20 protein-coding genes are annotated in these 18,023 nt (G+C 66.9%); 12 read left to right on the plus strand and 8 right to left on the minus strand.

The genetic code is table 11. The features are described from left to right. Positions 1 to 50: 50 nt before the first annotated feature. Entirely contained in the window at positions 51 to 695 is a 645-nt protein-coding gene (locus tag AC58D2_RS17980) for a histidine phosphotransferase family protein (RefSeq protein ID WP_497392457.1), read from the minus strand. Positions 696 to 823: 128 nt separating this feature from the next. On the opposite strand from AC58D2_RS17980, the gene AC58D2_RS17985 reads away from it, so the two are divergent. From AC58D2_RS17985 to AC58D2_RS18005, 5 genes are all read left to right on the plus strand, one after another. Then, a complete protein-coding gene (locus AC58D2_RS17985) occupies positions 824 to 1,780 on the plus strand; it encodes an RluA family pseudouridine synthase (RefSeq protein ID WP_497392458.1) in 957 nt (318 codons plus the stop codon). Between the two features lie 80 nt (positions 1,781 to 1,860). Then, on the plus strand, positions 1,861 to 2,763 hold the full coding sequence (rpoH, locus tag AC58D2_RS17990; protein ID WP_497392459.1) for an RNA polymerase sigma factor RpoH: 903 nt from the start codon (positions 1,861 to 1,863) through the stop codon (positions 2,761 to 2,763). Positions 2,764 to 2,807: 44 nt separating this feature from the next. Then, positions 2,808 to 3,923 carry a M23 family metallopeptidase gene (locus AC58D2_RS17995; protein ID WP_497392460.1) on the plus strand — a complete coding sequence of 372 codons (1,116 nt, stop codon included), beginning with the start codon at positions 2,808 to 2,810 and terminating at the stop codon, positions 3,921 to 3,923. Positions 3,924 to 3,965: 42 nt separating this feature from the next. Continuing rightward, positions 3,966 to 4,673 (plus strand): monofunctional biosynthetic peptidoglycan transglycosylase, encoded by a 708-nt coding sequence (gene mtgA / locus AC58D2_RS18000; protein WP_497392461.1) that lies wholly within the window; start codon positions 3,966 to 3,968, stop codon positions 4,671 to 4,673. A 57-nt stretch (positions 4,674 to 4,730) separates the two neighbouring features. After that, positions 4,731 to 5,210 (plus strand): GNAT family N-acetyltransferase, encoded by a 480-nt coding sequence (locus tag AC58D2_RS18005; protein WP_497392462.1) that lies wholly within the window; start codon positions 4,731 to 4,733, stop codon positions 5,208 to 5,210. On the opposite strand, the gene AC58D2_RS18010 is transcribed toward AC58D2_RS18005, so the two are convergent. The 3 genes from AC58D2_RS18010 to AC58D2_RS18020 form a co-directional block, all read right to left on the minus strand. Then, positions 5,164 to 6,405 carry a S41 family peptidase gene (locus AC58D2_RS18010; protein ID WP_497392463.1) on the minus strand — a complete coding sequence of 414 codons (1,242 nt, stop codon included), beginning with the start codon at positions 6,403 to 6,405 and terminating at the stop codon, positions 5,164 to 5,166. The genes AC58D2_RS18005 and AC58D2_RS18010 overlap by 47 nt on opposite strands. A gap of 93 nt (positions 6,406 to 6,498) precedes the next feature. Beyond that, the gene (locus tag AC58D2_RS18015) at positions 6,499 to 6,696 is read right to left on the minus strand and encodes a hypothetical protein (protein ID WP_497392464.1); all 198 of its coding nucleotides are present in this window, start codon (positions 6,694 to 6,696) and stop codon (positions 6,499 to 6,501) included. Positions 6,697 to 6,748: 52 nt separating this feature from the next. Then, complete coding sequence (locus tag AC58D2_RS18020) at positions 6,749 to 7,861, minus strand: acyltransferase family protein (RefSeq protein ID WP_497392515.1); 1,113 nt, start codon at positions 7,859 to 7,861, stop codon at positions 6,749 to 6,751. A gap of 68 nt (positions 7,862 to 7,929) precedes the next feature. Between AC58D2_RS18020 and AC58D2_RS18025 the strand changes: the two genes are divergently transcribed. After that, entirely contained in the window at positions 7,930 to 8,829 is a 900-nt protein-coding gene (locus AC58D2_RS18025) for a LytTR family DNA-binding domain-containing protein (RefSeq protein ID WP_497392465.1), read from the plus strand. 6 nt (positions 8,830 to 8,835) lie between these two features. On the opposite strand, the gene AC58D2_RS18030 is transcribed toward AC58D2_RS18025, so the two are convergent. After that, positions 8,836 to 9,540 (minus strand): arylesterase, encoded by a 705-nt coding sequence (locus AC58D2_RS18030; RefSeq protein ID WP_497392466.1) that lies wholly within the window; start codon positions 9,538 to 9,540, stop codon positions 8,836 to 8,838. A 17-nt stretch (positions 9,541 to 9,557) separates the two neighbouring features. Between AC58D2_RS18030 and AC58D2_RS18035 the strand changes: the two genes are divergently transcribed. Both AC58D2_RS18035 and AC58D2_RS18040 read left to right on the plus strand, forming a co-directional pair. Beyond that, positions 9,558 to 10,262, plus strand: a complete 705-nt coding sequence (locus AC58D2_RS18035; RefSeq protein ID WP_497392467.1) for an ABC transporter ATP-binding protein — start codon at positions 9,558 to 9,560, stop codon at positions 10,260 to 10,262. Continuing rightward, positions 10,262 to 12,763: an ABC transporter permease gene (locus AC58D2_RS18040; protein WP_497392468.1), complete on the plus strand. Its 2,502-nt coding sequence runs from the start codon at positions 10,262 to 10,264 to the stop codon at positions 12,761 to 12,763. Before AC58D2_RS18035 ends, AC58D2_RS18040 begins: the two co-directional genes overlap by 1 nt. Here AC58D2_RS18040 and AC58D2_RS18045 read toward each other — a convergent pair. The 3 genes from AC58D2_RS18045 to thrS are packed head-to-tail and all read right to left on the minus strand — an operon-like array spanning position 12,760 to position 16,375. After that, complete coding sequence (locus AC58D2_RS18045; protein WP_497392469.1) at positions 12,760 to 13,521, minus strand: sulfite exporter TauE/SafE family protein; 762 nt, start codon at positions 13,519 to 13,521, stop codon at positions 12,760 to 12,762. The two genes, AC58D2_RS18040 and AC58D2_RS18045, sit on opposite strands and share 4 nt — an antisense overlap. Continuing rightward, positions 13,518 to 14,375 (minus strand): metallophosphoesterase, encoded by an 858-nt coding sequence (locus tag AC58D2_RS18050; protein WP_497392470.1) that lies wholly within the window; start codon positions 14,373 to 14,375, stop codon positions 13,518 to 13,520. Before AC58D2_RS18050 ends, AC58D2_RS18045 begins: the two co-directional genes overlap by 4 nt. Beyond that, positions 14,372 to 16,375 carry a threonine--tRNA ligase gene (gene thrS, locus AC58D2_RS18055; RefSeq protein ID WP_497392471.1) on the minus strand — a complete coding sequence of 668 codons (2,004 nt, stop codon included), beginning with the start codon at positions 16,373 to 16,375 and terminating at the stop codon, positions 14,372 to 14,374. The genes AC58D2_RS18050 and thrS overlap by 4 nt, the downstream gene beginning before the upstream one ends. A gap of 148 nt (positions 16,376 to 16,523) precedes the next feature. Here thrS and AC58D2_RS18060 point away from each other — a divergent pair, with 148 nt between their 5' ends. The 4 genes from AC58D2_RS18060 to AC58D2_RS18075 all read left to right on the plus strand — a co-directional run bounded on the left by AC58D2_RS18060 (position 16,524) and on the right by AC58D2_RS18075 (position 18,020). After that, positions 16,524 to 16,955, plus strand: a complete 432-nt coding sequence (locus AC58D2_RS18060; RefSeq protein ID WP_497392472.1) for a MerC domain-containing protein — start codon at positions 16,524 to 16,526, stop codon at positions 16,953 to 16,955. 105 nt (positions 16,956 to 17,060) lie between these two features. Continuing rightward, positions 17,061 to 17,237 carry a hypothetical protein gene (locus AC58D2_RS18065; RefSeq protein ID WP_497392473.1) on the plus strand — a complete coding sequence of 59 codons (177 nt, stop codon included), beginning with the start codon at positions 17,061 to 17,063 and terminating at the stop codon, positions 17,235 to 17,237. Between the two features lies 1 nt (position 17,238). After that, positions 17,239 to 17,832 carry a hypothetical protein gene (locus AC58D2_RS18070; protein WP_497392474.1) on the plus strand — a complete coding sequence of 198 codons (594 nt, stop codon included), beginning with the start codon at positions 17,239 to 17,241 and terminating at the stop codon, positions 17,830 to 17,832. Then, the gene (locus AC58D2_RS18075; RefSeq protein ID WP_497392475.1) at positions 17,829 to 18,020 is read left to right on the plus strand and encodes a helix-turn-helix transcriptional regulator; all 192 of its coding nucleotides are present in this window, start codon (positions 17,829 to 17,831) and stop codon (positions 18,018 to 18,020) included. The genes AC58D2_RS18070 and AC58D2_RS18075 overlap by 4 nt, the downstream gene beginning before the upstream one ends. Positions 18,021 to 18,023: the final 3 nt, after the last annotated feature.

Genomic DNA, 18,023 nt, shown 5'->3' on the forward strand with positions numbered 1-18,023 from the left:
GGCGCCCCTAATCCAGCCGCCACCATGAAGGACAATGGTTAAGGAGGACTTTACCCGCGACCTTTGAGCACGGCTCCGACAAGCAGCGAACTCGGCGTTTCGCGCGCCAGCATGACCTGCCCCTCGTTCTGCGCCGCCACCGCTTGCACCAGCGCGGCCGGAGCGGTGCGTGACGTCATGGCGGCGCTCGATTCACCGTCCCGCAGGATGCGTTCGACATCGGCGTCGACCAGGATACGCTCGGCCTCGGCGTGGAGGGCGATCTCGATCCCCTCCCCCTGTTTTTCGCACCCGATATCCAGCCGCCCGCCGCGCACCAGCGCGTCGACCAGGATCAGTGCGAGGTTCAGGATGATCTTCACCGCGGGCTTGGGCAGAGGATCGTCGCCGATCATCCAGTTAAGCTCGATCGGCCGGTCCGCCATGATTCCTTCGATCGCCGACTTCGCCTCGGCGGGCGGCACCGCCTCGCCGAACCCGCCTGCCGATCCAAAGGCGAGACGAAAGAATTTGAGCTTCGCCGCCGATGTCCGCGCACTCTGTTCGAGCAGGTCGATACAGCGCGCCCGCATTTCGGGGTCTTTTTCGTCGGCCAGCAGTTCGAGACCGTTGGCGAAGGCACCCACCGGGCTGAGCAGATCGTGACACAGGCGCGAAGCCAGCATGGAGGCGAAATCGACGCGATCATCGGTCATAATATTGGATGGCTCCCCAGCGCGGCGTCCGGACATTTCCGGCCGGGCTCGCTCCTAGGGCAGTCTGGGGCGCGAGGGCAAGGGCGATCCCCCTTGAATTTGGCTGTTTCGGGGCCACATCCCGAGCGATGCAGGGGGACGACGAGATTCTGAGCGTGACGCTGGCGGACGGCGCGGCAGGGCTACGGCTCGACCGGGCGCTCGCCGAGGCGCTTCCCACCCTGTCGCGCGAACGGTTGAAGACGCTGATAAAGGGCGGCCGGGTCGCCGATGCGCGGGGTGACATCTTATGGGACCCGGCGGCGAAGGCAGCCGGGTCCGCGGCGCTGGAAATCCGCCTGCCCGCCCCCGCTCCGGCGCATAATGTCGCGCAGGACCTCGATCTCGTCATCGCCTTCGAGGACGAGCATCTGATCGTCGTCGACAAGCCCGCGGGCATGGTCGTCCATCCCGCGGCAGGCAACCTCGACGGGACGCTCGTCAACGCGCTGCTCCATCACTGCGCGGGGCAGCTCTCGGGGATCGGCGGGGTTGCGCGGCCCGGAATCGTCCACCGCATCGACAAGGATACGAGCGGGCTGATCGTCGCGGCCAAGCACGACCGGGCGCATGAGGGATTGGCGAAACAATTCGCCGCGCACAGCATCGACCGCCGCTATCGTGCGCTCGCGACCGGGCGTCCGGTGCCCACGAACGGCACCGTCGACGCCGCGCTCGGCCGTTCAGCCACGAACCGCAAGAAGATGGCGGTGGTCGCTTCGGGGCGCGGTAAGCGCGCGGTGACCCATTACCGCACGGTCGAGGCGCTGAACGGCGCGACCCTGATAGAATGCCGGCTCGAAACCGGGCGGACCCACCAGGTTCGCGTGCACATGGCGCATATCGGACACCCCCTCGTCGGCGACCCGGTGTACGGCCGCGCCCGCAAGCCGTTGTCCGATACACTGAAGGCGCGGAATTTCGTGCGCCAGGCATTGCATGCGGCCCATTTGGGTTTTATTCATCCGGTGACCGGTAACGAAGTCGCGCTCGACAGCGAAATCCCAGCCGATATGCGGGAACTGATCGATGAATTGCGCGTTTAGGTTTCGAATGAAAATCTATTTTGACCGCGGACAGCAACCGCGGCAGGATGATTTCAGGTTTTAGGGAAGACACTCTTTCAATGGCTAACAAGAGCAATGTTCCGGCCGTAGTGCCTGCGCTGGGCGGCGAAGCCAGCCTGAACCGCTATCTGGCCGAGATTCGCAAATTCCCGCTCCTCACCCCCGAGCAGGAATATATGCTCGCCAAACGCTTTCAGGAGCATGGCGACAGCGAGGCGGCGGCGCAGCTCGTCACGTCGCACCTTCGTCTCGTCGCGAAGATCGCGATGGGCTACCGCGGCTATGGGCTGCCGGTCAGCGAACTGATTTCCGAAGGGAATATCGGGCTGATGCAGGGGGTGAAGAAGTTCGATCCCGAACGCGGCTTCCGCCTCGCCACCTATGCGATGTGGTGGATTCGCGCGTCGATCCAGGAGTTCATCCTGCGCTCGTGGAGCCTTGTGAAGATGGGCACCACCGCGGCACAGAAGAAGCTGTTCTTCAACCTTCGCCGGATGAAGAACAACCTCGAAGCGTTCGAGGATGGTGACCTTAGCCCCGAAAATGTCGCGAAGATCGCCAAGGATCTGGGCGTTACCGAGGATGAGGTGGTCAGCATGAACCGCCGCATGGCGATGGGCGGGGATACGTCGCTCAACGTTCCGATGGGCGAGGATGGCGACAGCCAATGGCAGGATTTGCTCGGCGACGAGGAACCGCTGCAGGACGAGCGCGTCGCCGACGCCGAAGAGCGCGACGTGCGCCACGACCTGCTCAACGAAGCCCTCGAAACGCTGAACGAGCGCGAGCGTCATATCCTGACCGAGCGCCGCCTGACCGACGATCCGAAAACGCTCGAGGATCTGAGCCAGGTTTACGACGTCAGCCGCGAACGCGTCCGCCAGATCGAGGTGCGCGCGTTCGAAAAGCTGCAAAAGGCGATGCTCAAGCTCGCCGGCGAGCGCCGACTGATCGGCGCCTGACGCGGACCATTTGCGAGTGGCGCCGCCTGACCTAAGGTGGCGCCATGTGGCTTCTTCCCCTGTTCGCAGCTCTCGCCGCGCCCATCGCAGCTCCGGTTCCGCCGGAGCACGCCGTCATCGACGCTTTCGATGCCGACATCCCCTATCGGCCCAGCGTGGTGCGGATCGGCGACGCCCGCCACCTCGTCTATGAGCTGCACCTCACGAATTTCGCGTCGGAGCCGCTGACGCTGGTCCGCATCGCGGTGGAGGATGCCGCGAACGGGACGGTCCTGCTTGCGCTGTCGGGCGAAGCGCTGACGACGGCGCTTGGCCACGTCCCGTCTGGACGCGACCTGAAAGGGCCGGCGATCGCGCCGGGCGAACGCGTCATCGCCTATCTCGACGTTCCGCTGACGGGCGGCCGCACGCCCGACGCGCTCGCGCACCGTGTGACGCTGGCGCGCCCGACGGGGCCGCACATCGTCAACGCCGGGCGCGTCGCGATCGACGCGCACCCCCTCCCCCGTCTCGGCCCGCCGCTGCGCGGAGGCCCATGGGTTGCCGTCTATGCGCCCGAGATGGAGCGCGGCCATCGTCGGGTGCCCTATGCCGTCGCCGGGCACGCGACGATCCCGGGCCGTTTCGCGATCGACTGGATGAAGATCGACGCCAAAGGGCGTTTCGACCGCTCGGACGGCAAGACGCTCGCCGATTCGCTGAGCTATGGGGCCGAGGTACTCGCCGTCGCCGATGCGGTGGTGTCCGCAACGCGCGACGATTTCGCCGAGCCCGAATTGCGCGCCGACATTCCCGACGTAACGATCGGCGATGCGAGCGGCAATTATATCGCGCTCGACCTCGGCGACGGCCGCTATGCCTTTTACGAGCATCTGCAACCGGGCCTGCTCGTCAAACCCGGCGACCGGGTGACGCGCGGACAGGTGATCGGGCACCTCGGCCTGACGGGTCAGGGCACCGCCCCACACCTCCATTTTCACGTCGCGTCGGCGCCCTCGCCGCTCGCGGCCGAGGGCCTGCCCTTTCTGATCGAGGGCGCCACGCGGATCGGCGGCTATCGGTCGATCGACGACCTGGGAACGCCGTGGCAGCCGGCACCGCCGCTCGCTCCCGGTCCGGCGCTGCCGCCGGCGAACAGCGTCGTGCGCTTTCCCGAATGAGCCGCTTGTCCGATCGCCCCGCGCTGCGATAGAGACGCGGCGATGAGCCCCGCGACCAAAGCCCGCCGCCGCAAGCTTCCCTGGTATCTGCGGCCCTTCAAATGGCTGGCCTGGTTCATGGCGATCAGCGCGCTGTGGGTGCTGCTTTATGCGGTCGTTCCGCCGCCGGTGACCTTTACCATGCTGGCCGATTCCAATGGCATCACCAAGGACTGGACCGGCCTCTCGCACATCGACCGCAACATGGTGCGCGCGGTGATCGCGGCAGAGGACGGCAAATTCTGTAGCCATAACGGCTTCGACCGCGACGCGATCGAAGACGCGCTTGAGCGCAATGCCACAGGCAAGAAATTGCGCGGCGGATCCACGATCAGCCAGCAAACGGCAAAGAATGTCTTTCTGTGGCAAGGCAGCGGCTGGACCCGCTACGTGCGAAAGGTGCCAGAGGTGTGGTTCACCTTCCTGATCGAGACGATCTGGGGCAAGCGGCGGATCATGGAAGTCTATCTGAACGTCGCCGAAACGGGGATCGGCACCTATGGGGTCGAAGCGGGGGCACGGCGCTATTTCAAGCATGGCGCGGGCAAGCTCGCGCCCGCCGAAGCAGCGCGGATCGCCGCGATCCTGCCGCTGCCCAAAAAGCGCGAAGCGATCAGCCCCTCGGGCTTCACCCGCCGCTATGGCAACACGATCCGCGCTCGCATCGGCGTCGTGCGTCGCGACGGGCTCGACGCGTGCGTCTACAAATAATGGGACCGTGCGGCGCGGCGATTTGACAGCGCGCATCCAACCCGACAGAGCGCGGACATGACCCTGACCATCCGCCCCGCCACGCCCGCCGACCTGGCGCTCATCGCCGCCTTTATCCGCGAACTCGCGGACTATGAAAAATTGCTGCACGAGGTCCGCTTCGACGAAGCGACGCTAGGCGACAAGCTGTTCGGCGTGCGGCCTTATGCCGAAGTGGTGATCGGCGAAATCGACGGGACGGCACAGGGCTTTGCGCTCTTCTTCCACAATTTCTCGACCTTCGAAGGCAAGCCAGGCGTCTATCTGGAGGATTTGTTCGTGCGTCCGGCGGCGCGCGGATCGGGGCTCGGCAAGGCGCTGCTCGCCCACCTGGCCAGGCTCTGCATGGAGCGCGACTGCGCGCGGCTCGAATGGTCCGTACTCGACTGGAACGCGCCCTCGATCGGCTTCTACAAGAGCCTCGGCGCCAGGATGATGGACGAATGGACGGTCATGCGCGTCGACGGCGACGCGCTGCCGGCACTGGCGGGGTGCTGACCACGGTCATCCGGGACGCCATCAGCGCGCCGCGCGCGGCCGCCGCCGCTCCATGGACCACGCGGGCTTGTACGCGTCGCCGAGACGCTGCGCTTCCCCGGGTTCGACGCCAAGCTCGATCAGCGCGCGCATCAGGGCATCGGCGGNCGTCGCCGAGACGCTGCGCTTCCCCGGGTTCGACGCCAAGCTCGATCAGCGCGCGCATCAGGGCATCGGCGGGCTGCACCGCGATGTCCGGCTGCACCCCGTCACCCTCCCAATCCTTGCCCGTGATCGGATCATAGGTGCGCCCGACCGGGATGAAGGCGCGGAATCCACCTCCCAGCTCTTCGCCGCGGCCGAAATGATTGGCGCCGGCGGTGGCGCTGCCGACCAGCACGCCGCGACCCGTATGCTTCATCGCCAGCGCGAAATGTTCGGCGGCCGAGGCGGTCGCTTCGGACGTAAGGACATAGACTTTCGCGTCGCGCAGCCGCGCATCGTCGTTCGGCGTCGCCCAATGTTCGCGGGTCACCATGCCGGGATCGCCGGCGACCAGCCGCAGCCCCGAATCGGCGCCGAGCGGTCCCTCCCCCGATTCGTCGACCGAGGCGCGCGTCGCCATCGTCACCAGCCGCGTCGGCCTGGCGAACAGCCAGGGAAAGATGGTGTTCATCTGCTCGATACCCCCGCCATTATGGGTACGGATATCGAAGATGATCGCCTTCGCCCCGGCATGGTCCGCCATGAACTTCGCGGCGACCGCGGTCACCGCCGCATCGTCGGGAAAAAGATTGAAGCGGATGAAGGCAATCCCCGGCGCGATCCACCCCGCCTGCTCGACCGGCGGCTTGGGACCGCGCGGCATCCCGGCCGGCCCGCCCGATGCCGGCTCCGCGCTTTCGGGCGGCCGGACACGCAGATGCCCGTCGGGCTGGACCGAGTCGATGTCGGCATCGATGGCCTTTGCCAGCGCAGCCCCGGACAGCGGGGCATAGCGTCCCGCCGCGATCGCCGCCCGAAGCGCGGCGGCATAACGCTCCCCGGTGTCCGGATAGACATAGTCGCGCTCCAGCAACGCGGCATAATGTTCGGCGATCGCGTTGGCATCGACCGCCGCGTCCGCTTGCCGCGCTGCGGCCGGCCCCGACGAAATAGCGAGCGCCGGCCCTGCCGCGGCGAGCAGCGCGGCGCCAAAAATACTGTGCAGTTGCATGCTGTCGATCTCCACTCCAACCCCCGGCGGGAGCAGACTGTATCAGATCGGCAATACAGATCAACTACATTTGTAGTCGCAAGACAAATCCGGTCATGGCCGCCGCGAGAACCAGATCAGGACAACCCCGACGATCGCCACGATGGCCCCGTTTCGCGTCCATAGCGTATCGCCGAGCATGAAGCTGCTCGACGGCCAGTGCACAATGTCGAGTCCCTGCAAAATCCACAGGCCGCCCATCAGGATCGCCGCCACGCCGACGATCGCCGCAAGTCCCTTGATGATACCCATGTCATCCTCCGCAATCCGTGTACGGCGACGCTGGCACAAAGCCGCACGCCTGTCACGCGCGGCGCTGCAATCCGATCAGCGGCCGCAACCAGCCGACCCGCCGCCCGCCGAGATAGAAGGCCCAGCACCCCGCGACGGTCGCCACGATCAAGAGCAGGAAGGACGCGGCCACCCCGACCCGCCCGATCAGCAGCCAGTATCCGACAAGCACGATGATTGTCTGGTGGATGATGTAGAAAGGAAAGACCGCTTCGGCGAGCATCGCGCGCTGCGGATGGTCGCGGTTGGCGAAGCAATCGGCGATCCCGACGAGGGCGACGATCGCCATCCAGCCCTGCACCAGCCGCACCACCATGAAGAGGGTCACGACGCCTTCGGGCGGCGGCCCTTCGCCCGGCGCGGCCCACAGCGCCCACGCGACATAGCCATAGGCCGCGACGGCAGCGGCCGCAGCCGCCGGCCAGCAGCGTGCAACCGCATCGAAAAGCACCGGCCGGACGCGCAGCAGCCAGCCGATGAAGAAGGGTACAAGATAATGGAGATGGTTCGGCCCGTCGTCGACCAGCGCGTGCGTCTCGCGATGGCCTGGAAAGGCGAAGAGGATGGCCAGCCACACCGCAAGCGGCACGATCAACAGTCCCCAGCCGGCGAGCAGCCGCACCGCACCGTCGGCAAACCGTGCCCGCGTCCGCTCGGGGATCGCGGCCAGCAGGATCGCCGCGAGCAAGGTGTAGGCATAAAGATAGACGACGAACCACAGATGCTGCCACGTCGGCAGGACGATCCCGTCCAGCGAACCGAAACGGAAATAGTCGGCCAGCCAGAAATGCAGGAAGCCACCGACATAGCCGTGCTGGGTGACAAGCTCGATCCACGGCTGCACCGGGATGACGACGATCATGCCAAAGGCGAGCGGGATGAGCAGCCGCGCGCTGCGCGAGCGCAAGAAGGAGCCAATGCCGCCGATCTTTGCGAACAACGCCGCGCTGGCGTAACCCGAGACGAGGAAGAGCAGAGGCAACCGCCAGCTATTCGTCGCCATCATCGGGATTTGCACCCAGTCCATCGGGTGCGGCGTTTTGACGTGCCACCCCCAGGGCACAAAATACATGCCGATATGATAAAAGATCAGCAGCGCGAACGCGCCGATCCTCAGCCAGTCCATCCCATAATGCCGTGTCGTCCGCGCCACCTTCGATCTCCTTTGCCGGGGCCACGTCGAGCGGCTAAGCGATGGGACGGACGCCGGGCGAGACCAGCGGGACGAATGGCGGAGCGACAGTGACGGACGAGCAGCGGTCAGGGACGAGCGGCGGCGGAGCGGGGACGAGCGGACTCAGCGCGCGGACGCTGACCCTGTTGCTGCTCGCGGCCATGTTCCTTTTCGGCGTCGTCCGCATCGCCGCCAACGTCTATTCCTATATCGCCGACCGCCAAGGCGCGGGCCTCGCAACATCGCCGACGATCGCGTGGCTGCTCGAGGGGTGCAGCCTCCTCGCCTGGGCGGTGATGATGATCCCCTGCTGGTTCAGCGTGCGCCATATCCGCCCGCCGCGCTTCGGGCTCGCCGCCACCGCGACGATCCACGCGTTGCTCGCGATCCCGGTCTCGCTCGGTCATATCGCGTTGATGGTGGCCTTTCGCACCGCGGCGTGGTGGGCGATCGGGGAAACCTATCACTTCACCTCGCCCGACGGCAGCCCGCTGCTCTATGAAATGCGCAAGGACGTGTCGGCCTATGTCGAACTCGTCTTCATCCTCTTCCTCGTCCAGTGGCTCGTCGCGCGCTATGCGGCTCCCCCGGCTTCGGTGCCGGTGCGCCCGACACTCGCGGTCGGCGACGGCTCGGTCACCCACCACCTGCCCGTCGACGAGATCGAGCATGTGGCGGCAGCGGGCAATTATGTCGAGATTGCATGGAAAGAGCAGCGTCTGCTCCACCGCGCGACGCTGAGCGCAATCGAGGCCGAACTCGCGGCCGCGGGCTTCGCGCGCATCCACCGGAGCCGGCTCGTCCGCAGGGCTGCGATCCGGTGCGTCCTCACGCACAAGAGCGGCGACTTCGACGTCGAGATGGACAGCGGCGAGACGCTGCGCGGCAGCCGGCGCTATCGGCCGAATATTGAGGGCTGATGCGCGCTATTCGCTGTCGGGCAATTGCTCCTCGACCAGCGGCGCAAGGCCCTTCGCGATCACCGCCACGCCTTTGGCATTGGGGTGCATATGGTCGCCGAGCATCAACGACGGGTCGGTCACCACATTGTCGAGGATGAAGGGATAGAGGCTCGCGTCATATTTGGTCGCAAGCTCGGAGTAGATCGGATTGAATTTCCGGGCGTAATCGGCGCCGAGATTGGGCGCGGCGACCATGCCGGTGAGCAGCACCGGAATGTCGCGCCGCTTGAGCTCGGCGAGCATCGCGTCGAGATTGGCGCGCGTCTGGCCCGCATCGATCCCGCGCAGCATGTCGTTGCCGCCGAGCCCAAGCAGCACGAGCGCAGGCTTGGTCTTCGCATTGTCGAGCACGAAGCCCAGCCGCTGACGCCCGGCCGCGGTCGTGTCGCCCGACACGCCGGCATTCTGCACCCGCGCCGCGACGCCATCGGCGGCGAGCGCGGCCTGAAGCTGCGGCGCGAGCCCTTCCCTGGGGCCAAGCTGATAGCCCGCATAGAGGCTGTCGCCGAACGCGATGACCAGCGGCGCATCGTCGGGAATCGCGGCCTTTGCATCGGCCCGTTCGCTCTTCGCCGCAGGTGCATCGGCGCCGCCACACGCGGCAAGCGGTTGGCAAAGCGCCACGGCGCAACCATATATGAAGGCCGAACGCCATCCGGCGGTTTTCATATCCAAAGGGTCCTTCCTTGTCCGACGCGCTCCGACCTTCGCCAGGCCTGGCGATCGCCGCCCATAATGTGACGCTGACGCTGGGGAGCGACAAGGCCCCCGTCGAAATTTTGCGCGGCGTCGATCTGGAGGTCGCGGCCGGCACCTCGGTCGCGCTGCTCGGCCCGTCGGGGTCGGGAAAAAGCTCGCTGATGGCAGTGCTCGCCGGGCTCGAACGCGCGAACGGCGGCCGTATCGAGGTGGCCGGGCTCGATTTCGGCGCGATGGGCGAAGACGCGCTCGCGCGGGCGCGGCGCGGGCGCATCGGCATTGTGCTCCAGGCGTTTCACCTCCTGCCGACGATGACCGCGCTCGAAAATGTCGCAGTCCCGCTCGAGCTTGCGGGACACGCCGATCCCTTCGGGCGCGCGGCGGCCGAGCTCGAGGCGGTCGGCCTCGGCCATCGCCTGACCCACTATCCCGCCCAGCTTTCGGGCGGCGAGCAACAACGCGTCGCGATCGCCCGCGCGATGGCGAGCGAACCCGCGATCATCTTTGCCGACGAGCCGACCGGCAATCTCGACACCGCGACCGGCCACGCGATCATCGAGCTGATCTTCGCGCGCCGCGCCGCACTCGGCGCGACGCTGCTCATCATCACCCACGACCCCGAACTCGCCGACCATTGCGACCGCGTCGTCACGATGCACGACGGGCGGATCGAGGAACGGTCGCGCAGCTGATGCTCCCGCTCGCGACCCTCTGGCGCGTCGCCCGCCGCGATCTCGCGACGCGCATCCGCGGGCTGCGGCTGCTCGCGGTGTGCCTGTTCCTCGGCGTCGCGACGCTCGCCGCGATCGGCAGCCTGACGCGCGGCATCACCTCCGAACTCGAAACCCGCGGACAGACGATCCTCGGCGGCGACGTCGAATTCGAACTGCCGCAGCGCGAAGCCACACCCGCCGAAATGGCCGCTTTCCGCCGTGCCGGAACGACGTCGGCGACGGTGCGAATGCGCGCGATGGCAACCGTGCCCGGCGGCGATGCCCTGCTCGCCGAGCTGAAAGCGGTCGACGCCGCCTATCCGCTCTATGGCACCATGCGGCTGGCGGCCGGCTCGCGGCGCGGACCCCCGCCACCGGGGCGCGTGTGGATCGGCGCCGATCTCGCCTCGCGACTGGCGCTGAAAGCCGGATCGCGCGTGAAGTTCGGCGAAAAAGCGTTCGTTGTGGACGGCATCATCGCCGACGAGCCCGACCGCCTCGGCGAAGGATTCACGCTCGGGCCCGTCGCGATCATCGGCATCGACGACCTGCCCGCGACGCAGTTGATCCAGCCCGGCAGCCTCTATGAAAGCAAATATCGCGTTCGTCTGCCCGGCGGCGCCAATCCCGCCGCGGTCGGCAAGCGGCTGTCGGCCGAATTCCCCGACGCCGGCTGGGACGTCAACGACCGCAGCAACGGCGCCCCCGGCACGCGGCGCTTCATCGAACGCATGGGCCAATTCCTCGCGCTCGTCGGGCTCGCGGCGCTGGTGATCGCCGGCATCGGTGTCGGTAACGGCGTCGCCAGCTATCTCGCGGGTAAGCGGCCCAGCCTCGCGACGCTGAAGGTGCTCGGGGCCGACAGCGGTACGGTGATGCGCATCTATGCGTTGCAGATCCTGACGGTCGCGGCGGCAGCGATCGGCGCGGGACTGGTCGCCGGGGCGCTGGCGCCGAGCCTGATTACCGGGGTCGCGGGCGACGTGCTGCCGGTGAAGCCCGGCCTCGCCGTCTATCCGCTGCCGCTCGCGGTCAGTGCAGCCTATGGCCTGCTCATCGCGATCGTCTTCGCCCTGCCGCCGCTCGCGGCAGCGCGGCAGGTGCCCGCCGCCGGGCTGTACCGCGCCACCATCGACGGCATGGCGCGCCCCGAAAGGCGGACGGTGATCGCCGTCGGCGCCGCGCTCGCCGCAATCGTCGCGCTCGCGGTCGGCACCGCGCGCGAGCCGCTGTTCGCGCTCGGCTTCATCGGCGCGGCGGCTGCGCTACTGGCTATCCTTGTCGGGCTCGGCTGGCTGGTGCGGCGCCTCGCGAGCCGGCTGCCGCGCCCCAAGCGCCCGCTGCTACGCCTCGCGCTCGCCAACCTCCACCGCCCTGGCGCGGCGACCGGGGCGCTCGTCGTCGCGCTCGGCCTTGGCCTCACGCTGTTCGTTACCCTCGCCGCCGTCCAGACGAGCATCACGGCGGAGATCGCGCGCACCGTGCCGCAGCGCGCGCCGAGCTTCTTCATCCTCGACATTCCGCGCGATGGTGCGGCGCAATTCCGGTCGCTCGTCACGCAGGCGGATCCGAAAGCCGAGGTCAACATGATTCCGGCGCTGCGCGGCAGCATCACCGAATTTGGCGGCCAGCGCGTCGACGAACTCGAAACCCTGCCCGAAGGTGCGTGGGTGCTGCGCGGCGACCGCGGGCTGACCTACAGCCCCGACCTGCCAAAGGGCAGCACGCTGACCGGCGGTACGTGGTGGCCCGCCGACTATCAGGGGCCGCCCCTCGTCAGCGTCGAACAGGATGTCGCGCAAACGCTGGGCCTCAAGATCGGCAACACGCTGACAGTCAATGTGCTCGGGGTCGAGGTGCAGGCGACCGTCGCCTCGTTCCGTACCGTCGAGTGGGACAATTTCGGGCTGAACTATGTCCTCGTCTTCTCGCCCGGCGCCTTCGCCGCGGCGCCGCACAACATGGTCGCGACGGTGGCGGTCAGCCCGCGGGCCGAAACCGAACTCGCCCGCAGCCTCCCCCGCGCCTTCCCCTCGGCCTCGCTGATCCAGGTACGCGACGTGGTATCGCAGGTCACGACACTGCTCACGCAGATGAGCCAGGCCATCGCTGCGGCCGCGAGCATCGCCATCCTCGCCGGCATCGCGGTGCTCATCGGTGCGATCGCCGCGAGCCGCGAACGCCGCGTCTATGACAGCGTGATCCTGAAGCTGCTCGGCGCGACGCGCGGGCAGATCTTGGGCGCGCAGGGCGTCGAATACGGCCTGCTCGCGGCGATCCTCGCGCTGCTGTCGCTCGCGCTCGGCCTCGCGGCGGCGTGGTATGTCGTGACGCAGATCTTCGACTTCACCTTCGCCCCCGACCCGGTGATCGTCGGCCTGACGCTGCTTGGCGGCGCCGGCCTGTCCTTTCTGATCGGGATAGCCGGAAGCTGGCCGCTCCTTTCAGCGCGCCCGGCGCGCGCGCTCAGGAGCCTCTAGTCGATGATCCGCACCACCGCCGAGAGTGCGGCCAATCCCAGCACAACGGCGACCATCGCCTGCCAGACATGCGGCGGCACGCGGCCGAAATGGCTGCCGCCGACGCGATTGCCGAGCCACATCGGCGGAAAGAGCAGCAGCGCGAACAGAAACAGCCTGGCGGTCGCGATCCCGACCCACAGCGCCGCAAGCGTTCCGGCAATCGCTGTCAGGAAAAAAATGAGGAGCATCGATGCACGCGCTACCTTGGGGTCGAGCGAGCGGCGCAGGTAGAAAGGCACCACGGGCGGTCCGGGCATCGCCGCAAAGCCGGTCAGCAACCCCGAGGCGATCCCGGTGCCGAACACCGCCCCGCGGCCCGGCCGGTGCCCCTCGGGCTGCTTGGGCAGCAGCACGGCGACGAAGGCGCCAACGGCAACCGCGGTAATCAGCAGCCGCGCGACATCGGGCCGCGTCACATCGAGCACCGCCATTCCGAGCGGCGTCGTCGCCATCGCCGTCAGGCCGATAGGGATCGCCGTCGCCCGGTCGGCATCGGCATGGATCAACCCGATCCCCACCGGCCCGATCAACAGTTGCAGCAGAATGCCGAGCACGACCGCCTGCGCCGGCGGAATGATCAGGCCGAGCAGCGGCACGAGGATGATCGCCATCCCGAAGCCCGTAAGCCCGCGCACATAGGCGGCCGCGAAGGTCATCGCCGCCGCCCCGGCAAGCGTCAGCGGCGCGATGCCGAGGATCGCGTGCAGAGCGGTCACCCGGCTCGCGCCTTGGGCCCGATCGTCACCAGCCAAACATCGGGCGGAGTCCGATAGCGGAGCGGCAGGATGCTGGTACCGAGCCCGGCGCCAACGAAGACGCGCTGATCCCCGTCGTGGATATCGCCGCAGGCGAAGCGGTCGCCATAGCGAGAGACATAGCTGATCGCACCAACGAGCGGGAAGCGGATTTGCCCGCAATGGGTATGGCCGGCAAAGATCGCCGCAACCGGTCGCGGCACCGAGGGGACGATGTCGGGACTGTGGGTGAGGAGCAGCGGGACGCCCGGCCCGAGCCGGTCCATCGCCGCAAGCGTCGCCGGGACATCATCGTGCCCCGAATAATCGTCATCGACGCCGCCGACGATCAGCGGACCGAGCCTGACCGCCTCGTTCTGCAGCACGCGCAGCCCCTGTTGCTCCAATTCGCTGCGCAGCGCGTCGGGCGCGAACCAATGGTCGTGATTGCCCGGCGCGACGACGACGCCGAGCGGCGCGCGCAGCCTCGCAAGCGGCGCGACCGCTTCGGCGGCGGTATAGATGTGCGTCGCGGCGCGCTTTTCGCTGACGAGATCGCCCGCGACCAGCACGAGATCGGGCCGCAACCGGTTGAGATCGGCGACGATCCGCGCGAGCCGCCGGGGCGGCATGTCGGGACCGGCGACGTGCGTATCCGACAGCAGGAGGATGGTGAGCGGCGGCTGCCCCACCGGCCAGCTTGCGACCTCCACCGACGCCTTGCGCACGATCGGATCGCGCGTCGCGTTCCAATAGCCCTTCGCAAGCAGCGCAGTGCCGAGCAGCGCGACGAGCGCCGCCCAGCGTAGCCAGCCGCGCCGCGGGCGGGTGCTCAATCCCTGAGGTCCGGCGGAGTCGCTTCGCCCTTCAGCATCGCGATCGCCTCGGCGAGCGGCAGGATGCGCTGCCCCTCCTGTCCGAGCGTACGGATCGCGACCGTGCCCTCGTCGGCTTCGCGCTTGCCGACGACGAGCAGGTAGGGGACTTTGGCGAGGCTGTGCTCGCGCACCTTGTAGTTGATCTTCTCATTGCGCAGATCGGTTTCGACGCGGATTCCCGCGGCCTCCAGCTGCGCCGCCGCATCCTTCGCATAGCCGTCGGCATCGCTGACGATCGTCGCGACCACCGCCTGCACCGGTGCGAGCCAGGTCGGGAAGCGACCGGCGAAATGCTCGATCAGGATGCCGATAAAGCGTTCATAGCTGCCGAAGATCGCGCGGTGGAGCATCACCGGGCGATGCCGCTCGCCATCCTCGGCCACGTAAGAGGCGTCAAGCCGCTCGGGAAGCACGCGGTCGGACTGGATCGTGCCGACCTGCCACGTCCGGCCGATCGCATCGGTCAGATGCCATTCGAGCTTGGGCGCATAGAAAGCGCCTTCGCCCGGCAGTTCCTCCCAGCCATAATCGTCGGTCGCCAGCCCCGCACGCACGACCGCATCGCGCAGTTCGGCCTCCGCCTGGTCCCACATTTCGTCGCTGCCGAAACGCTTGTCGGGGCGTAGCGCGAGCTTGATCGCATAGCCGTCGAAACCCATGTCGCGATAGATGCGGTCGGCGAGCTTGCAGAAGGACTGAACCTCGTCGACGATCTGGTCTTCGCGGCAAAAGATGTGCGCGTCGTCCTGCGTGAACTGGCGCACCCGCATCAGCCCGTGGAGCGCGCCGTGCGGCTCGTTCCGGTGGCAGCAGCCATTCTCGTAGATACGCAGCGGCAGGTCGCGGTACGACTTGATCCCCTGGCGAAAGATCAGGACGTGCGCGGGACAGTTCATCGGCTTCAACGCCATCCATTCGGCGGCGTCGGAGACGAGCGGACCTTCGTCCTCGATATTCGGCACCTCGTCGGGGATGACGAACATGTTTTCGCGATATTTGCCCCAGTGACCCGACGCCTCCCACTGGCGCGCGTCCATCACCTGCGGCGTCTTGACCTCCTTGTAGCCCGCGCCGTCGATCGCGCGGCGCATATAGGCCTCCAGCTCGCGCCACACGATATAGCCGTGCGGGTGCCAGAAAACGCTGCCATGCGCCTCTTCCTGCAGGTGGAACAGGTCCATTTCGCGTCCGAGTTTGCGGTGGTCGCGCTTCGCCGCCTCTTCCAGCTTGTGCAGATGCGCGTCGAGCTGTTTCTTGTTGAGCCAGCCGGTGCCATAAATGCGCGTGAGCTGGGCATTGCGCTGGTCGCCGCGCCAATAGGCCCCCGCGACGCGCATCAGCTTGAAGGCCTGGGGGTCGACCTTGCCCGTGCTCGCAAGGTGCGGGCCGCGGCACATGTCGAGCCAGTCGTCACCCGACCAATAGACGGTCAGATCCTCGCCCTCGGGCAGTTCCTTCGCCCACTCGGCCTTGAAGACCTCGCCGTCCTTTTCCCATTTGGCGATCAGCGCGTCACGGCCCCACACCTCGCGGCGGAGCGGCTTGTCGGCGCGGATGATCTCGCGCATCTTTTCCTCGATCGCGGGCAAATCGTCCATCGAGAAGGGATCGCGGCTCTCGGGCGCCTTCACGTCATAGTAGAAGCCGTCATCGGTCGCCGGGCCAAAGGTGATCTGCGTTCCCGGCCACAACGCCTGCACCGCCTCGGCGAGGATATGCGCATAGTCGTGGCGCACGAGTTCGAGCGCATCGGCCTCGTCGCGGCCGGTAATCAGGGCAAGGTTCGCGTCGGCATCGAGCGGACGCGTAATGTCGCGCACTTCGCCATCGACCTTGGCCGCCAGGGCGGCTTTCGCGAGGCCGGGTCCGATGTCGGCGGCAATCTCTGCCGGGGTAGTGCCGCGCACGACTTCTCGGGCAGAGCCGTCGGGAAGGGTGACGCGGATCATGTCGGACATCGAAAAACAGGCCTTTCTGGGCAAAATTTGCCGGGCTCCTTTGCCAGCATGCGATATGGGCGGCAAGGGCTGGTTTCGCAATTCGCGCTTGCAATGATATAGTGTAACATTATGTGGGCCCGCGAGCCCAATCGAGAAAGCGTTTCCCATGTGCCTTCCCTCCCCCCGCGCGCGGCTGTCCGACGCCGTCGGCGTCGGCCTGTCCTTCGCCTGTCTGGTGCATTGTCTTGCGCTCCCCTTGCTGTTGCTGCTCGCGCCTGCGCTGAGTGCCTGGTTGTCGCTGCCCGAATGGACCCATGCCGCGATCCTGCTGCTCGCGACGCCGGCTGCGGCCATTGCGATGTCGGACGGCTGGCGCGGTCACCGGCGCATTGCGCCGGCAGCGCTCGCGGCCGGCGGGCTGACGCTGCTTGTGCTGGGCCTGCTTGCGCACGGCGGATGGCTTGGAGTGGCCGATCCGGAAATCGCCGACCGGTGGTTTACGTCCGCCGGCGCCATCGGCCTTGCCAGCGCACACCTTGTCAACTGGCGGATGCGGCATGGGGCGAGAGACAGGAATGGCGCCGGCGACCACGACTAAAGCCCCGAGCCCGGACTAGCACCCTTGTCTTTGTGTAAACTAACCTTGACAACAGCGCCAAGTTATGTCAATGTTCCTTTACTCATTAATAAGGGAGCTTGACCCATGCCATCCATCCGCCGCGCCCTGCCCTGGATCACCGCCAGCCTGTTCTTCGCGCTGGCCAGTATCTTCGATCTGATCCCCCGATCGCTGGCGCAGACGATGATCGTGGTCCTTCCGGCGCTCATGGTGACGACGCTGAACGGCAAGCCCTGCACGCGTCGCCGCAAGGTTGCCTGACATGGCAGAGGATGCCGAAGTACCGGGCAATCGCGCGCCCCTTTACTGGGGACTCGCGTTCGTCACGGCAATGTTCGGAGCGGGGTTCGGCGCGCGGTTCGCGGGCCTCGCCGGCTTCTGGACGATGCTCGTCATGCTGCCGCCGATGCTGCTGCTGATCCCGCTCGTGCGCTCGACCGAACGCGGCGGTGATTTCGGGGGCTGTACGTCCCCCGCGCTCAAAAAATACAATCGGCGCGGACTGATATGGGCCTTCAGTTATGTGGGCGCATTGTTCTTTGCGATTTCAGTCAACAAGGCATGGCAGCCCGAAGGGCCCTTGCTGTGGCTGATCGCGGTGCTGCCGGCGCTGCCGATCGTCTATTTCGTCTGGTCGCTCCATCGCTATCTGGTCGAGGAAACCGACGAATATCTGCGGATGCGCTATGTCGGCCAGGCCCTGTTCGGGCTCGGGCTTCTGCTGATCGTCGCGACCGTGTGGGGTTTCCTCGAAAGCTTCAAGGTCGTGCCGCACGTCGAAAGCTGGATGGTCGTCCCCGTGTGGGCGATCGGCCTCGGTCTCGCGCAGATCGCGCAACGGGTACGCGGTTCGTGAGGAACCGCCTGAAGGTTCTGCGCGCCGAGCGGAACTGGAGCCAGGGCGACCTTGCCGAACGGCTGGAGGTGTCCCGCCAGTCGGTGAACGCGATCGAGACCGGCAAATACGACCCCTCCCTCCCCCTCGCCTTTCGCATCGCCGATGTTTTCGGCCTGCGGATCGAAGAGATATTCCTGAAGGATTGACCC

The sequence above is a fragment of the Sphingopyxis sp. CR5 genome (assembly GCF_059693785.1).

What these genes read in the sequence shown, in the direction of transcription:
- AC58D2_RS17980 (WP_497392457.1), bottom strand. Translation starts at nt 695, where the DNA reads ATGACCGATGATCGCGTCGATTTCGCCTCCATGCTGGCTTCGCGCCTG.
- AC58D2_RS17985 (WP_497392458.1), top strand. Translation starts at nt 824, where the DNA reads ATGCAGGGGGACGACGAGATTCTGAGCGTGACGCTGGCGGACGGCGCG.
- rpoH (WP_497392459.1), top strand. Translation starts at nt 1,861, where the DNA reads ATGGCTAACAAGAGCAATGTTCCGGCCGTAGTGCCTGCGCTGGGCGGC.
- AC58D2_RS17995 (WP_497392460.1), top strand. Translation starts at nt 2,808, where the DNA reads ATGTGGCTTCTTCCCCTGTTCGCAGCTCTCGCCGCGCCCATCGCAGCT.
- mtgA (WP_497392461.1), top strand. Translation starts at nt 3,966, where the DNA reads ATGAGCCCCGCGACCAAAGCCCGCCGCCGCAAGCTTCCCTGGTATCTG.
- AC58D2_RS18005 (WP_497392462.1), top strand. Translation starts at nt 4,731, where the DNA reads ATGACCCTGACCATCCGCCCCGCCACGCCCGCCGACCTGGCGCTCATC.
- AC58D2_RS18015 (WP_497392464.1), bottom strand. Translation starts at nt 6,696, where the DNA reads ATGGGTATCATCAAGGGACTTGCGGCGATCGTCGGCGTGGCGGCGATC.
- AC58D2_RS18020 (WP_497392515.1), bottom strand. Translation starts at nt 7,861, where the DNA reads ATGGACTGGCTGAGGATCGGCGCGTTCGCGCTGCTGATCTTTTATCAT.
- AC58D2_RS18025 (WP_497392465.1), top strand. Translation starts at nt 7,930, where the DNA reads ATGGGACGGACGCCGGGCGAGACCAGCGGGACGAATGGCGGAGCGACA.
- AC58D2_RS18030 (WP_497392466.1), bottom strand. Translation starts at nt 9,540, where the DNA reads ATGAAAACCGCCGGATGGCGTTCGGCCTTCATATATGGTTGCGCCGTG.
- AC58D2_RS18040 (WP_497392468.1), top strand. Translation starts at nt 10,262, where the DNA reads ATGCTCCCGCTCGCGACCCTCTGGCGCGTCGCCCGCCGCGATCTCGCG.
- thrS (WP_497392471.1), bottom strand. Translation starts at nt 16,375, where the DNA reads ATGTCCGACATGATCCGCGTCACCCTTCCCGACGGCTCTGCCCGAGAA.
- AC58D2_RS18060 (WP_497392472.1), top strand. Translation starts at nt 16,524, where the DNA reads ATGTGCCTTCCCTCCCCCCGCGCGCGGCTGTCCGACGCCGTCGGCGTC.
- AC58D2_RS18065 (WP_497392473.1), top strand. Translation starts at nt 17,061, where the DNA reads ATGCCATCCATCCGCCGCGCCCTGCCCTGGATCACCGCCAGCCTGTTC.
- AC58D2_RS18070 (WP_497392474.1), top strand. Translation starts at nt 17,239, where the DNA reads ATGGCAGAGGATGCCGAAGTACCGGGCAATCGCGCGCCCCTTTACTGG.